Here is a 13,676-nt window from a genome sequence, read left to right on the forward strand (position 1 = left end):
TTCCTCCGCCGTCTACCTGCGCTGGGCGCCCTGGAGCTGCGCGCGCAGCTCCGGCGTCATCTGCTGGCCGACCCGCTCGACGAGCAGTGTCATCTCGTAAGCGACCAGGCCGATGTCACAGTTCGGCGCGGCCAGCACCGCCAGGCACGAGCCGTCGGAGATGGACATCAGGAACAGGTAGCCGCGGTCCATCTCGACCACGGTCTGGTTGACCCCGCCCGCCTCGAAGCAGCGCGCCGCGCCCTGGGTGAGGCTGACCAGCCCGGAGGCCACGGCGGAGAGCTGCTCGGCGCGGTCCCGTGGCAGGCCCTGCGAGCTGGCCAAGAGCAACCCGTCCGCGGAAACCACCACTGCGTGGGCCACGCCAGGCACCTGGCGGACGAAATCGGTAATGAGCCACCCGAAACTACCGGGCTGCTGTGCGGACGCGGTCACTCCTGCTCCTCGTCTCGGCGGCTCTCGTCGGAACCGTTCTGATCACCAGCGTAGGCGTCGATGAGGGCGTGTCGACCCCGGCGCACCCCCTGCTGGAAGCTGGACATGCGGCCGCGGATCGCATCGGCCGTGCGTGGCGGCAGGGCGGGGATCAGCGGGTGCTCGTCGGTGCTGGACGCCGTCGACTCCCTCGGCGCCGCCGAGCCGGGCACCAGGTGCTGCTTGGGCACGCGCTTGGGCAGGCCCGCGGTGGTGCTGGTGTTCTCCGGCGGGGTGTCCAGCAGCGCCCGCGCCCTGCGCCAGCCGTCGTCACCCGGCGAGGTCCACGCCGCGGCGCGGTCGTCCTCGGCCTGGATCTCGGCGGCCTGGGTCTCCGCGGCCTGGGTCGTCTCCGCCGCGGTGGGGGCGCTGGGGGCGACCGGCTCCTTGGCGGGGGGCTCGTTCCCGGTGACCGGCGCCTGCGCGCCCGCCCCGGTGTCGCCCGCCTCGAACCACTGCGACAGCACGGCCTCGTAGATGGGCAGCCGCTCGGTCGGCGGGTCGATGGCCCGGTCCTGGGCGGGCCGCTGCATGAACGCGGTGGCCAGGCCGTTGGGCGGGGCCTGCGGCTCGGGCAGCGGCTCCGGCTCCGGTTCCGGGGAGTCGCCGGACATCGGGGCGCCGAACAGGGCGTTGACGCCCTCGTCGTCGACCAGGTGGCCGTTGAGGCGGGCCCGGATCTCCTCGGGGGAGGCGGGCGGGCCCCAGCCGCCGGTGTCCTCGGGGTCGTCGTGGCCGAGGCGGAACGGCGGGAAGCCCGCCACCTCCTCGGCGGGGCGGTCGACCTGGGACTCGCTGAGGAAGCCGCCCTCGGTCCGCACGCGGGGCATGCTGCTGGTGAACGCGCCCGCGATGCCGCTGGCCTTCACCGCGGTGTCGCCCGCCTCGCCGCGCATCGACATGCCGCCCGAGGGGGTGGCGGGCGCTGAGGGCAGTGCGGGCAGCGACGGCATCGACAGCGAGGTCATGGTCGGCTGCGCGGACGCGCCGGGGGTGGTGTGGACCAGCGCGGCGGGGACGGTGATCCGGGCGATCAGGCCGCCCTCGATGTCCTCGTTCTCCCGCAGCCGGACCTTGATGTCGTGGCGCTTGGCCAGCCGGGCGACCACGTAGAGGCCCATCCGCCGCGTCACCGCGACGTCGAGGTCCGGCGGGTCGGCGAGGCGGGTGTTGGCCGAGTCGATCTCGTCGGCGGACATGCCGACACCGGAGTCGGTGATCTGGATCGCCAACTCCTTCTTGCGGGTGATGGCCATGCGCACGTAGACGTTCTTGTCCGGCTCGGAGAACGACGTGGCGTTGTCCAGCAGCTCGGCGATCAGGTGCACCAGGTCGGAGACCGCGCGGCCCTGCACGGCGATCTCCGGGGCGGAGAGCACCTCGATGCGGGCGTACTGCTCGACCTCGGAGACCGCGGCGCCGACGACCTCGACGGCGGGCACCGGGCGGGAGAGCTGGCGGGACAGGCCGGAGCCGGAGAGCACCAGCAGCGACTCGGAGTTGCGCCGCATCCGGGTGGCGAGGTGGTCGAGCTCGAACAGGCTGGCCAGCTGGTCGGGGTCCTGCTCGTCCTGCTCGAGGCGGTCGATGAGGGCCAGCTGGCGCTCGACGAGGGTCTGCGAGCGGCGGGAGAGGTTGACGAAGATCGAGTTGATGTTGTCGCGCAGCAGCGCCTGCTCGGTCGCCATCCGGACCGCCTGGTCGTGCACGGCGTCGAAGGAGCGGGCCAGCTGGCCGGTCTCCTCGCGGGTGAACACCGGCACCGGTTCGACGGCGTTCTTCGCCGCCTCCACCGGGTCCGGGTCGGCGAGGATGCGCTGCACCGTCTCCGGCAGCCGCCGGTTGGCCACGTCCAGGGCGTCGCGGCGCAGCACGCGCAGCGGCACCAGCAGCGAGCGGGCCACGACGAAGGTCACGATCATCGCGGCCAGGATGGCCAGCAGCACGATCGCCGCGTCGCGCCAGGCGTTGGCCAGCGCCTGGTCGGCCGCGTCGCTCGCCCGGCCGCGCAGCTTCTCCAGCAGGCTGATCTCGACCTTGCGCATCGCCTCGCTCGCGGCGCGGGCGCTGGCGTTGAGCTCGTTGATGTTCACGCCGAGGGGCAGGCCCCGCTCGGCCCTGCTGATCGCGGTCAGCTTGAGCCGCTCACGGGAGTCGACCTCGGCGCCGGTGTAGGTGTCGGAGAAGAACTGCGCCTCGGCGCTGGAGGCGTTGGCCCGGAAGTTGGCGACCGAGGCGCTGAAGCTGGCGTCGGCGGCGCGGGTCTGGTCGAGGAAGCCCGGCGGGAACGCGTCGCGCTGCGCGGCGACGGTCAGGGTCGCGTTCTGCCTGCCCAGGAACTCCTTGGCCTCGACGATGGCCAGCGAGGCCGCGCCAAGGCGGGAGATCTCCGACTGCACCAGCGAGGACGTGAATTCCGCACCGGCGGAGAGCACCGTCTCCAGCAGACCGGTGTAGGAGCGGTAGACGCCGACGTCGGGGTAGCGGCTGGTCTGCGCGGCGTTGCGCACCGACTCGATCGCGCCGAGGCGGTCGCGCAGGCTGACGAGCAGGTCCCCGCGCGTGGTCCGGACGTTCTCCACGGCCTGGTTGAGCCGGGCCAGGGCGGCGTTGGTCCGCTGGATCTGGCCCTGCATGGGGCCGGTGTCACCGGACCGACCGCCCGCGACGTAGGCCACCACCAGGTTCCGCTCGCTCTGCAGGTCGTGCACGAGGGCGACGACGTCGAGCGTGGCGGTGACGCTGATGGCGGCGTCGTCGAAGGTCTGGGCGCGGTCGAGCTCGTTGGACGCGCGGAGCACGCCCAGGGCGATCGCGGTGATGACCGGGACCATCAGGACGCCGATCAGCTTGGTCCGCAGACGCCAGTTGCGCAGCCGCCAGCGCGAACCGCCCTCGACCGTCTTGCGGGCGGGCGACCGGGGCGGCGAAGCGCCCGTCTCTACCTCGGACACGGCGGCACCACCGACTTTCCCTTGGCCTGCGTCGACCCCACCGGGGTGGTCGGGCACTGCATGCGCACTACTCCCTGCATCTGAGCCAGTGCCCGTTTCTCGGTGTCCAGCTCGAACGGACAACAATCCCAGTCGTTACCGACGGACGCCCCCGGCGGTCCATGATGCCGCATGGCCGGGACCCGCTCGGGCCCCCCGTGCTCACGCGCATCCTGATACCGCTCCCTACCGCCGCAGACGGGGTCTGCACCGGGCCTGTGGGCACAGAAGGTAGCGAACTCTACGCCACGATGTAACCCTTCCAGGGCATCGTCACATGCCGTTCCAGGTAGTTAGCGTCCGCAACAATGCCCGTGCGTGACCCAATTACGATATTCAGGGGTCAGGTTACGCCAAATGATGATCAATGTGAACAGCTGTTCACCGAATCGGTGACGGTACGTAAACGCTGGTCAGCCGCTCGCCGTAATTGCGCCAAGTGGGGCAATGACGTCGCCCGATTCAGTGAGAGAGTTCACCGCGTGGAGAGTGGTGCGCACTCATTGTGACAAGCAGTACTGAGTCTCTAGAGTGCCACCTGGTGCCAGGGGGGCCCACAACCTCGACAAATATCAACCTCCTACGAGGAGAGCTTCATGCTCCGAAGCGTTACCGGACGGACTGCCCGCGTCCGTCTGCCGATCGCGGCCCTGGCCGTTGCCCTCGCCGCGACACTGAGCGGCTGCGGCCTGCTCGGCGGCGAAGACGAGTCGCCCAGCGGCTCCACCGGCGCTGGAGGGGTGGAGAAGCCCAAGATCAAGGTCGGCACCATCCCCGTCGTCGACGTGGCCCCGCTGCACTACGCCATCGAGAAGGGCTACTTCAAGGACGAGGGCCTGGAGGTCGAGGCCGTCGCCGTGCCCAACGGCCAAGCCGCCATCAACGGCATCATGAACGGCAGCCTGGACATCACCTTCTCCACCTACGCGGCGACCTTCATCGCCCAGAGCCGCAGGGTCGGTGATTTCCGCATCGTCGCCGACGGGCTGGCCGCCAAGGCCAACCACCTGATGGTCATGGCCGCGCCGAACTCCTCGGTCAAGAAGGCCGCCGACCTCTCCGGCAAGAAGATCGCGATCACCGCGAAGAACACCTTCACCGACCTCGCCCCGATGGCGGTGATGAAGGTCCAGGGCATCGATTACTCGACCGTCGAGTGGATCGAGATGCCGCTGCCGCAGATGATCGAGTCCATGGAGAAGGGCACCGTCGACGCCGCCGTGCTCGTCGAGCCGTTCGTCACCAACTCCATGAAGAAGATCGGCGCGGTACCGGTGCTCGACGCCGCCTCCGGCCCCACCGCCGAGCTGCCGATGTCGGGCTACATGGCCGTCGGCGGCGAGGGCAAGTTCGCCACCAGCAGCCCCAACACCATCGCCGCCTTCCAGCGGGCCCTCGCACGGGCCGCGGCCGAGTCCACCGACCGGTCCAAGATGGAGCCGATGTTCGTCAAGTACGCCAAGATCGACGAAGAGACCGCGAAGCTGGTCACGATCTCGACCTACTCGACCTCCCTGGAAGCCAACCGAATCCAGCGGGTGGCCAACCTGCTCGAGGAGTTCGGCGCCATCAAGGGACACCTGGACGTGCAGCCGATGCTCGTCAACACCGGGTCGAGCGGCTGAGGTCTGGAGGTGGGCCCCGGGCCAGCCCGGGGCCACGCATCGTGAGCGGAAACCCCCGCGTTCCCGCGAGCCTCGTCGGTCTGGCCGGCCTCTTCGCCATCTGGGAAGTGGCCAGCCAGACCGAGCTCGTGTCGAGCGACTACCTGGTGCCACCGAGCACCGTCCTGCCCACCATGGTCTTCCTGCTGGGGGACGAGGAGTTCCTGCGCGCGGTGATCGCCACCGTGCTCGCCACCCTCATCGCGGTCGGGATCGCGCTGTTCATCGCCGTGCCCGCCGGGCTGGTGCTGGGCAGCGTCGCGACCGTGCGCCGGGCAGCCATGACCCTGGTGGAGTTCCTGCGGCCGATCCCCTCGGTCGCGCTGATCCCCCTCGCCCTGCTGACCATCGGCACCGGCCCGGACACCAAGATCACCCTGGCGGTCTACGGGGCGCTCTGGCCGATCCTGTTCAACACCATCTACGCCCTCGACGAGCTCGACCCGCTGCACGTGGACACCGCGCGCGCCTTCGGGACGGGCAGGCTCGGGGTGCTGACCAGGGTGGCGCTGCCGAGCGCCGCGCCGTTCGTGCTCACCGGGCTGCGGCTGTCGGTGGCGATGGCGCTGGCCGTGGTCATCAGCGCCGAGCTGTTCGCAGGTGGCACACCCGGCATCGGGCAATTCATCATGATTGCGGGCAGCGGCGGCACCAACATGGACCAGGTGCTGGCCGGGACCGTCCTCGCGGGCCTGATCGGGTACGCCGCCAACGCGGGCCTGGAGCGGCTGCACCGGCGGCTGTTCTTCTGGAGCGCGCCGAAGGGAGCCGACCAGTGAGCCTGCTCACCCGGCTGACCCAGCGCTGGGCGGTGTTCCTGGCGGCCGTGGCGTTCTGGGAGCTGGCGACCCGGCTGGCGGGCGACCCGTTCTTCCCGCCGCCGTCGGAGATCGGCCCCACCATGCTCGGCCTGTGGTTCTCCGACGCCTTCGCCGACCACATGGTGCCCGGCGTCGGGCGGATGCTGCTGGGCTGGGCGCTGGCCGCGGCCGTCGGCGTGGCGCTGGGCATCCTGCTCGGGCGCTCCGGCACGGCGATGGCCTACCTCGGGCCGCTGTTCACGTTCCTGCGCTCGGTCCCGCCGCCGCTGCTGGTGCCGTTCTTCGTCGCCACCATCGGCGTCACCAGCATGCAGCTGCCCACCATCGTCTTCGGCGCGCTGTGGCCGGTGCTGCTCAACACCGTCGACGGCGCCCGCGGCGTCGACGCCACCAAGGTGGAGACCGCCAGGGTGTTCCGGCTCTCCCACACCCAGTGGACGCTGGGCGTCGTGCTTCCCGCGGCGCTGCCGAAGGTGTTCGCCGGGCTGCGGCTGAGCCTGTCGATCGCCCTGATCCTCATGGTCATCTCCGAGCTGGTCGGCTCGGTCAACGGCATCGGCAACCAGCTCATCGCCGCCCAGCGCGACTACGACCTGCCCGCGATGTGGGCGTGGATCGTCACCCTCGGAGTACTCGGCTACCTGTTCAACACCGCGCTGCTCGCCGCAGAGCGCCGGGCCCTGGCCTGGCAGCCGCGGCACTCCCTTGAAGCCCACACGCTGGCAACCGGAGGATGATATGAGCTCGATGCTCGATGTCACCGACCTCGGCCACACCTACCCGGCCAAGGACGGCGCGCACGCCGCCATCGCCGGCCTGTCGTTCACCGTCGAGGCCGGGGAGCTGGTCTGTGTCGTGGGCCCCTCCGGCTGCGGCAAGTCCACGCTGCTGCGGACGATCTCCGGGCTGATCCGGCCCACGGAGGGCACGGTCAGCCTGCACGGCACCCGGGTCGACGGCGTGCCGTCCGACCTGGCCGTGGTCTTCCAGGACTACAGCCGCTCGCTGTTCCCGTGGCTGTCGGTGCAGCGCAACGTCGAGTTCCCGCTGCGGGCGCTGGGGCGCGTCGAGCGGACCCGGCGGGCGGCGGACGCGCTGGAGGCGGTCGGGCTGGCCGCCGCGGCCCGCAAGCACCCGTGGGAGCTCTCCGGCGGCATGCAGCAGCGGGTGGCCATCGCCCGCGCGCTGGCCTACCAGCCCGCCCTGCTGCTGATGGACGAGCCGTTCGCCTCGGTGGACGCGCAGACCCGCTTCGAGCTGGAGGACCTGCTGCTGCGGGTGCGCCGCGAGCTGGAGACGACGGTCCTGCTGGTCACCCACGACATCGACGAGAGCGTCTACCTGGGCGACCGGGTGCTGGTGCTGTCGAAGTCGCCCGCGACGGTCGTGGCGGCGCTGGACGTGCCGCTGGGCCCGGTGCGGAACCAGATCACCACGCGGGCCTCGGAGGAGTTCGTGGAGCTGCGCTCCCGGGTGGCCGGGCTCCTGCAGGCCAAGGAACCGGTGGACGCATGAGAAGGGGGCCCGGTCTCCACCGGGCCCCCTTCTTCATGCGTCCCCAGGAAATTCTTCAGGAAGTTTCCCGGGAAATCCTTCAGGAAGTCTTGCCACAGATGATCATTGCGGGCTCGGTGTAGCCGATGCCCATGGTGGCGTTCTCCACGTCGGCGCACTCCTGGCCGTCGGTCTTGCCGTCGATGACCTGCAGCACCTCGAGGTCGACGTCGCCGCCGCCGCAGGCGACCTTCTTGGCGGTGTCGGGGCTGTCGATGCCGGAGAAGCACTCACCGGTCTTCGCGTTGAGGATCAGGCACAGCGAGAAGTCCGAGCCGCGGCCGGACTGGGTGTACTGCAGGTAGTCCTCGGTCGGGCAGTCGGCGGTGGTGCTGTCGAGCTTCGAGGCGACCTTGAACACCGCCTCCGGGCTCTCGCAGCCGATCTTCTCCACGTCGGCGTCGGTGGCGCTGGCGCTCTTGACCTTGATGCAGTCGCCCACCTCGGCGCTGGCCGCGGACTGGTTGAAGAAGTAGAAGCCGACGCCGCCGACGACGATCAGCGCGACGATCGCCGCGACCGCCCGGATGATCTTGGAGTTGGACTTCTTCGGCGGCGTGCCGTCGGCCGGGTAGGGCTGCTGGCCGAACGGCGGCGGCGGCTGCTGGCCCGGCTGCCCGAACGGGGGCTGCTGGCCGGGTTGGCCGGGCTGCCCTGGCTGGCCTGGCTGACCGAACGGCGGCTGCTGGCCCTGCTGGGCATACGGGTCGCCCGGCTGGCCCTGCTGACCGGGCTGGCCGTACGGCTGGCCCTGCTGGCCGGCCTGCTGACCGGGCTGTCCGGGCTGGCCGTACGGGTCGCCCTGCTGGCCGTGGGGCTGGCCGGGCTGGCCGTACGGGTCCTGGGGGTGGCCCGGCTGCTGGGGACCGCCGCCCTGGCCGTAGGGCTGGCCCTGCTGGGGGTACGGCTGGCCCTGGGGCTGGCCGTAGGGCTGGCCCTGTGGCGGCGGCTGCTGGCCGTATGGCGGCTGGGGGCTGGACATGTGCACCTCTGTGGAATCCCGGGGCGAACGCTCACCATCGGCGTGGGCGGCGGTGCAATCTAACGCACACCAGCGCACAGGGAAGTGGCGTTTGGACAAACCCCTCGCGGATCACACCCCGGGCGTCTCGATGCAGAAGACGACGGACGGCTCCGGGTAGCCGAGGCCGCTGCCGTCGGGGCAGCCGGAGGGGTCGGTGGTCCCCTCGATGACCTCGGAGACGCGGATGGCCTCTTGGGAGGAGCAGTCGGCGACCTTGAAGCCGTTGTTGGCGTCGTCGGCCTCGTAGCAGGTGTCGGCCACGAAGTTGGGCATCAGGCACAGCAGGTCCGAGCCGGTGCGCACCTCCCGGTAGGCCCCTTCCGGGCAGCCGAGGTCGTCGAGGCCGCGGGTGGAGGCGAGCTTGAAGGCGGCGGCGTCGTCGGCGCAGTCGACGGTCCGCACCTCGGCGGCGTCGTCGGCGCCGGTCACCGCGACGCACTCGCCCGAGGCGCTGGTCCGCGCGGGTGTGAGGAGCTGGTAGGCGCCGAACCCGACCCCGGCGACCAGCACCGCCGCGAGCACCGCCACGGCCCACACCGGCATCCCCAAAAGCCGCCTGGGCGTGCCTTCTGTCTCCTGCTCACTCATGTCGCCTCCGCGGGGGTGGTACGGACCGGGTGGGACGGTACCCGAGGTCTGGGACACTGTCTGATATGACCGACGGACCGCTGATCGTGCAGTCGGACAAGACGCTGCTGCTGGAGGTCGGGCACGCCAGCGCCGACGACGCGCGCACGGCCATCGCGCCGTTCGCCGAGTTGGAGCGCGCGCCCGAGCACGTGCACACCTACCGGGTGACCCCGCTGGCCCTGTGGAACGCCAGGGCGGCCGGGCACGACGCCGAGCAGGTGGTGCACGCGCTGACCACGTACTCGCGCTACCCGGTGCCGCAGCCGCTGCTCATCGACGTCGTCGACACGATGGCCCGCTTCGGCAGGCTGACGCTGCACAACCACCCCGCGCACGGCCTGGTGATGTCCAGCACCGACCGCGCGGTGCTGGAGGAGGTGCTGCGGCACAAGAAGATCTCGCCGATGATGGGCGCCAGGATCGACCCCGACACCGTCGTCGTGCACCCCAGCGAGCGCGGTCGGCTCAAGCAGGTGCTGCTGAAAGTGGGCTGGCCCGCGGAGGACCAGGCGGGCTACGTCGACGGCGAGGCGCACCAGATCGACCTGGCCGAGGACGGCTGGTCACTGCGCGACTACCAGCGGCACGCCGCCGCGGCGTTCTGGGCGGGCGGCTCCGGCGTGGTGGTGCTGCCGTGCGGGGCGGGCAAGACGCTGGTGGGCGCCGCGGCCATGGCCCACGCCCAGGCGACGACCCTGATCCTGGTCACCAACACCGTGGCGGGCAGGCAGTGGAAGCGCGAGCTGGTGGCGCGCACGTCGCTGACCGAGGACGAGATCGGGGAGTACTCCGGCGAGCGCAAGGAGATCCGCCCGGTCACCATCGCCACGTACCAGGTGATCACCCGCAAGTCCAAGGGCGAGTACCGCCACCTCGAGCTGTTCGACTCCCGCGACTGGGGCCTGGTGATCTACGACGAGGTGCACCTGCTGCCCGCGCCGGTCTTCCGGATGACCGCGGACCTGCAGTCGCGCAGGCGCCTCGGCCTGACCGCCACCCTGGTGCGCGAGGACGGCCGCGAGGGCGACGTGTTCTCCCTGATCGGCCCCAAGCGCTACGACGTGCCGTGGCGCGACATCGAGAACCAGGGCTGGATCGCGCCCGCGGAGTGCACCGAGGTCCGGGTGACCCTGACGGACAACGAGCGCCTGCAGTACGCCACCGCCGAGCCGGAGGAGCGCTACAAGCTGTGCGCCACCGCGCGCACCAAGATCCCGGTCGTGCAGTCCATCCTGGACCGCCACCCCGACGAGCCGACCCTGGTGATCGGGGCCTACCTCGACCAGCTCGAGGAGCTGGGCCTGGCCCTGGACTGCCCGGTCATCCAGGGCTCGACCCGCAACGCCGAGCGCGAGAAGCTGTTCGAGGCCTTCCGCACCGGGGCCGTCGGCAGGCTCGTGGTGTCCAAAGTGGCCAACTTCTCGATCGACCTGCCCGAGGCGTCGGTGGCCATCCAGGTGTCGGGGACCTTCGGGTCCCGCCAGGAGGAAGCCCAGCGCCTCGGCCGCCTGCTGCGCCCCAAGGGCGACGGCCGCCAGGCGCACTTCTACTCGGTGGTCTCGCGGGACACCTTGGACACCGACTACGCCGCCCACCGCCAGCGGTTCCTCGCCGAACAGGGCTACGCGTACCGGATCTGCGACGCCGACGACCTGCTGGGGCCGCTACCGGAGGTCGGCTAGCACGGCGTCGGCGAACTTCGGCCAGGCGCTGACCGCCCACCGCCCGAACACCCGGTCCGCCAGCGCGACGCAGGCGACCCCGGCGTCCGGGTCCACCCAGATGAAGGTGCCGGACTGTCCGAAGTGGCCGTAGGTCCTGGGTGAGTTCGCCTGGCCGGTCCAGTGCGGGCTCTTGCCCGCGCGGATCTCGAACCCGAGCCCCCAGTCGTTGGGCTTCTGCATCCCGTAGCCGGGAACCACGCCGTTGAGCCCGGGGAACACCGTCGCCGTGGCCTGCGCCAGCGACTCCGGCGCGATCAGGGTGGGTTTCTGCAACTCGGCGGCGAACCTGGCCAGGTCATCCACTGTAGACAAAGCGCCGGACCCCGCGGGGCCTGCCAGCCGGGTGGAGGTCATGCCCAGCGGGGCGAACACCCCTTCGGCGAGGTACTCGGCGAAGGAGATCCCGGTCGCCTTGTGGATGTGGTCGGCGAGCACCGAGAACCCGGTGTTGGAGTAGATCCGCCGCGTCCCCGGCTCCGCCTGCACCGCGTCGGAGTCGAACGCCAGCCCGGCGGTGTGGGCGATCAGGTGCCGCACCGTCGCCCCGGGCGGCCCGGCGGGCTCGTCCCAGTCGACCGCGCCCTCCTCGACGGCGAGCAGCACGCCGTAGGCCGTGAGCGGCTTGGTCACCGAGGCGAGCAGGAACTCCCGCCCGGTCTCCCCGTGGGTGCCGAGGACGGTCCCGTCCGCGGCGACCACCGCGGCAGCGGCGTTGTCGACGGGCCACTCGCCCAGAAGGCGCAGACTCTGCATGGGTGAACCCTACGACCTCGCGGCGGCCCGCCCCGCGCCCGCGAGGCTCAGACCGGCGGGTGGATGCCGGAGAAGTGGCCTTCCTTGTCGCACAACGCGCAGGGGACGCCGTTGTCGACCAGGCGGGGGACGCCGCCGATGACGGCGAGCAGGGGGTCGGCGACGGTGCCGGAGCCCCCGCAGTGGTGGCAGATGGTCTGCAGGGTCGGCGGGATGCCGCCGACCTCGTCGGGAACGGGGTCGGTCATCTGGTCCTCGGCAACGGCAGGGCGAAGGCCCGGTCCACCAGGGACCGGGCCTTCGCGGGCAGCCAGGAGGCGTGGATCAGAAGTCCATGCCGCCGGTCGGGTCGCCACCGCCGGCAGCGGACGAGCCCTTCTCCGGCTTCTCGGCGACGACGGCCTCGGTGGTGAGGAACAGCGCCGCGATCGAGGCGGCGTTCTGCAGCGCCGAGCGGGTCACCTTGGTCGGGTCGAGGACGCCGGCCTTCACCAGGTCCTCGTACTCGCCGGTGGCGGCGTTGAGGCCGTGGCCCGGGGGCAGGCCCTTGACCTTCTCCACCACGACGCCGCCCTCGAGACCGCTGTTGATGGCGATCTGCTTGAGCGGGGCCTCGACGGCGACCCGGACGATGTTGGCGCCAGTGGCCTCGTCGCCGGTCAGCTTCAGGCCCTCGAAGGCGGTCTTCGACGCCTGCAGCAGCGCGACGCCACCACCGGCGACGATGCCCTCCTCGACGGCGGCCTTGGCGTTGCGCACCGCGTCCTCGATGCGGTGCTTGCGCTCCTTGAGCTCGACCTCGGTCGCCGCACCGGCCTTGATCACCGCGACGCCACCGGCCAGCTTGGCCAGGCGCTCCTGCAGCTTCTCACGGTCGTAGTCGGAGTCCGACTTGTCGATCTCGGCGCGGATCTGGTTGACCCGGCCCTCGATCTGCTCGGCGTCGCCGGAGCCCTCGACGATGGTGGTCTCGTCCTTGGTCACGACGACCTTGCGGGCCTTGCCCAGCAGGGAGATGTCGGCGTTGTCCAGCTTGAGGCCCACGTCCTCGCTGATGACCTGGCCACCGGTGAGGATCGCCATGTCCTGCAGCATCGCCTTGCGGCGGTCGCCGAAGCCGGGCGCCTTGACGGCGACGGACTTGAAGGTCCCGCGGATCTTGTTGACCACCAGGGTCGCCAGGGCCTCGCCCTCGACGTCCTCGGAGATGATCAGCAGCGGCTTGCCGGACTGCATGACCTTCTCCAGCAGCGGGAGCAGGTCCTTGACCGAGGAGATCTTGCCGCCGAACAGCAGGATGTAGGGGTCCTCCAGGACCGCTTCCTGGCGCTCGGGGTCGGTCACGAAGTAACCGGAGATGTACCCCTTGTCGAAGCGCATGCCCTCGGTGAGCTCGAGCTCCATGCCGAGGGCGTTGCTCTCCTCGACGGTGATGACGCCTTCCTTGCCCACCTTGTCCAGCGCCTCGGCGATCAGCTCGCCGATGGTGGTGTCGCCCGCGGAGATGGACGCGGTGGCCGCGATCTGCTCCTTGGTCTCGACCTCGCTGGCGTTCTTGTGCAGCTGCTCGATCACGGCCTCGACGGCCTGCTCGATGCCGCGCTTCAGCGACAGCGGGTCGGCACCGGCGGCCACGTTGCGCAGGCCCTCGCGGACCAGCGCCTGGGCCAGCACGGTGGCGGTGGTGGTGCCGTCACCAGCGACGTCATCGGTCTTCTTGGCGACCTCTTTGACCAGCTCGGCCCCGATCTTCTCCCACGGGTCCTCGAGCTCGATCTCCTTGGCGATCGACACGCCATCATTGGTGATGGTCGGCGCGCCCCACTTCTTCTCGAGCACGACGTTGCGGCCACGCGGGCCCAGCGTCACCTTGACGGCGTCGGCGAGAACGTTCAAGCCGCGCTCGAGGCCGCGGCGAGCTTCCTCGTCAAACGCGATCAACTTGGCCATTGCGGTGTAGTCCTCCGTCGGGTGGAAACACTAAGCGTGGCCAGGCGGTGCCCGCGACGGACGACCGGCATTACGCCGACCTCACCGTC

General features: G+C 70.8%; 12 protein-coding genes. 5 read left to right on the top strand and 7 right to left on the bottom strand.

The window, feature by feature from the left end:
- Positions 1–12: 12 nt before the first annotated feature.
- Both ACTG9Q_RS10690 and ACTG9Q_RS10695 read right to left on the bottom strand, forming a co-directional pair.
- Positions 13–435 (bottom strand): roadblock/LC7 domain-containing protein, encoded by a 423-nt coding sequence (locus ACTG9Q_RS10690; protein ID WP_455572508.1) that lies wholly within the window; start codon positions 433–435, stop codon positions 13–15.
- Positions 432–3,428, bottom strand: a complete 2,997-nt coding sequence (locus ACTG9Q_RS10695) for a nitrate- and nitrite sensing domain-containing protein (RefSeq protein ID WP_455572509.1) — start codon at positions 3,426–3,428, stop codon at positions 432–434. Before ACTG9Q_RS10695 ends, ACTG9Q_RS10690 begins: the two co-directional genes overlap by 4 nt.
- Before the next feature lie 635 nt (positions 3,429–4,063).
- Here ACTG9Q_RS10695 and ACTG9Q_RS10700 point away from each other — a divergent pair.
- The 4 genes from ACTG9Q_RS10700 (at position 4,064) to ACTG9Q_RS10715 (ending at position 7,467) form a co-directional block, all read left to right on the top strand.
- Entirely contained in the window at positions 4,064–5,092 is a 1,029-nt protein-coding gene (locus tag ACTG9Q_RS10700; RefSeq protein WP_455572510.1) for an ABC transporter substrate-binding protein, read from the top strand.
- A 107-nt stretch (positions 5,093–5,199) separates the two neighbouring features.
- A complete protein-coding gene (locus ACTG9Q_RS10705) occupies positions 5,200–5,910 on the top strand; it encodes an ABC transporter permease (protein ID WP_455572511.1) in 711 nt (236 codons plus the stop codon).
- A complete protein-coding gene (locus ACTG9Q_RS10710; protein ID WP_455572512.1) occupies positions 5,907–6,689 on the top strand; it encodes an ABC transporter permease in 783 nt (260 codons plus the stop codon). Before ACTG9Q_RS10705 ends, ACTG9Q_RS10710 begins: the two co-directional genes overlap by 4 nt.
- Position 6,690: 1 nt before the next feature.
- On the top strand, positions 6,691–7,467 hold the full coding sequence (locus ACTG9Q_RS10715; protein WP_455572513.1) for an ABC transporter ATP-binding protein: 777 nt from the start codon (positions 6,691–6,693) through the stop codon (positions 7,465–7,467).
- Between the two features lie 79 nt (positions 7,468–7,546).
- On the opposite strand, the gene ACTG9Q_RS10720 is transcribed toward ACTG9Q_RS10715, so the two are convergent.
- On the bottom strand, positions 7,547–8,488 hold the full coding sequence (locus tag ACTG9Q_RS10720) for an LppU/SCO3897 family protein (RefSeq protein ID WP_455572514.1): 942 nt from the start codon (positions 8,486–8,488) through the stop codon (positions 7,547–7,549).
- 111 nt (positions 8,489–8,599) lie between these two features.
- Positions 8,600–9,118, bottom strand: coding sequence for an LppU/SCO3897 family protein (locus tag ACTG9Q_RS10725; protein ID WP_455572515.1), 519 nt, complete (start codon positions 9,116–9,118; stop codon positions 8,600–8,602).
- A gap of 65 nt (positions 9,119–9,183) precedes the next feature.
- On the opposite strand from ACTG9Q_RS10725, the gene ACTG9Q_RS10730 reads away from it, so the two are divergent.
- The gene (locus ACTG9Q_RS10730) at positions 9,184–10,842 is read left to right on the top strand and encodes a DNA repair helicase XPB (protein ID WP_455572516.1); all 1,659 of its coding nucleotides are present in this window, start codon (positions 9,184–9,186) and stop codon (positions 10,840–10,842) included.
- Here the strand turns inward: ACTG9Q_RS10730 and ACTG9Q_RS10735 are convergent.
- The 3 genes from ACTG9Q_RS10735 to groL all read right to left on the bottom strand — a co-directional run bounded on the left by ACTG9Q_RS10735 (position 10,825) and on the right by groL (position 13,587).
- Positions 10,825–11,637 (bottom strand): serine hydrolase domain-containing protein, encoded by an 813-nt coding sequence (locus tag ACTG9Q_RS10735; RefSeq protein ID WP_455572517.1) that lies wholly within the window; start codon positions 11,635–11,637, stop codon positions 10,825–10,827. The two genes, ACTG9Q_RS10730 and ACTG9Q_RS10735, sit on opposite strands and share 18 nt — an antisense overlap.
- A gap of 47 nt (positions 11,638–11,684) precedes the next feature.
- Complete coding sequence (locus tag ACTG9Q_RS10740) at positions 11,685–11,885, bottom strand: hypothetical protein (RefSeq protein ID WP_455572518.1); 201 nt, start codon at positions 11,883–11,885, stop codon at positions 11,685–11,687.
- Positions 11,886–11,961: 76 nt separating this feature from the next.
- Positions 11,962–13,587, bottom strand: a complete 1,626-nt coding sequence (groL, locus tag ACTG9Q_RS10745) for a chaperonin GroEL (protein WP_455572519.1) — start codon at positions 13,585–13,587, stop codon at positions 11,962–11,964.
- Between the last annotated feature and the right edge of the window lie 89 nt (positions 13,588–13,676).

This window comes from Actinokineospora lacus, from assembly GCF_053813445.1.

Bases quoted from the DNA above. Each gene is read 5' to 3' on its own strand.
- ACTG9Q_RS10700 (WP_455572510.1), top strand. From the start codon at position 4,064: ATGCTCCGAAGCGTTACCGGACGGACTGCCCGCGTCCGTCTGCCGATC.
- ACTG9Q_RS10715 (WP_455572513.1), top strand. From the start codon at position 6,691: ATGAGCTCGATGCTCGATGTCACCGACCTCGGCCACACCTACCCGGCC.
- ACTG9Q_RS10720 (WP_455572514.1), bottom strand. From the start codon at position 8,488: ATGTCCAGCCCCCAGCCGCCATACGGCCAGCAGCCGCCGCCACAGGGC.
- ACTG9Q_RS10725 (WP_455572515.1), bottom strand. From the start codon at position 9,118: ATGAGTGAGCAGGAGACAGAAGGCACGCCCAGGCGGCTTTTGGGGATG.
- ACTG9Q_RS10730 (WP_455572516.1), top strand. From the start codon at position 9,184: ATGACCGACGGACCGCTGATCGTGCAGTCGGACAAGACGCTGCTGCTG.
- ACTG9Q_RS10735 (WP_455572517.1), bottom strand. From the start codon at position 11,637: ATGCAGAGTCTGCGCCTTCTGGGCGAGTGGCCCGTCGACAACGCCGCT.
- ACTG9Q_RS10740 (WP_455572518.1), bottom strand. From the start codon at position 11,885: ATGACCGACCCCGTTCCCGACGAGGTCGGCGGCATCCCGCCGACCCTG.
- groL (WP_455572519.1), bottom strand. From the start codon at position 13,587: ATGGCCAAGTTGATCGCGTTTGACGAGGAAGCTCGCCGCGGCCTCGAG.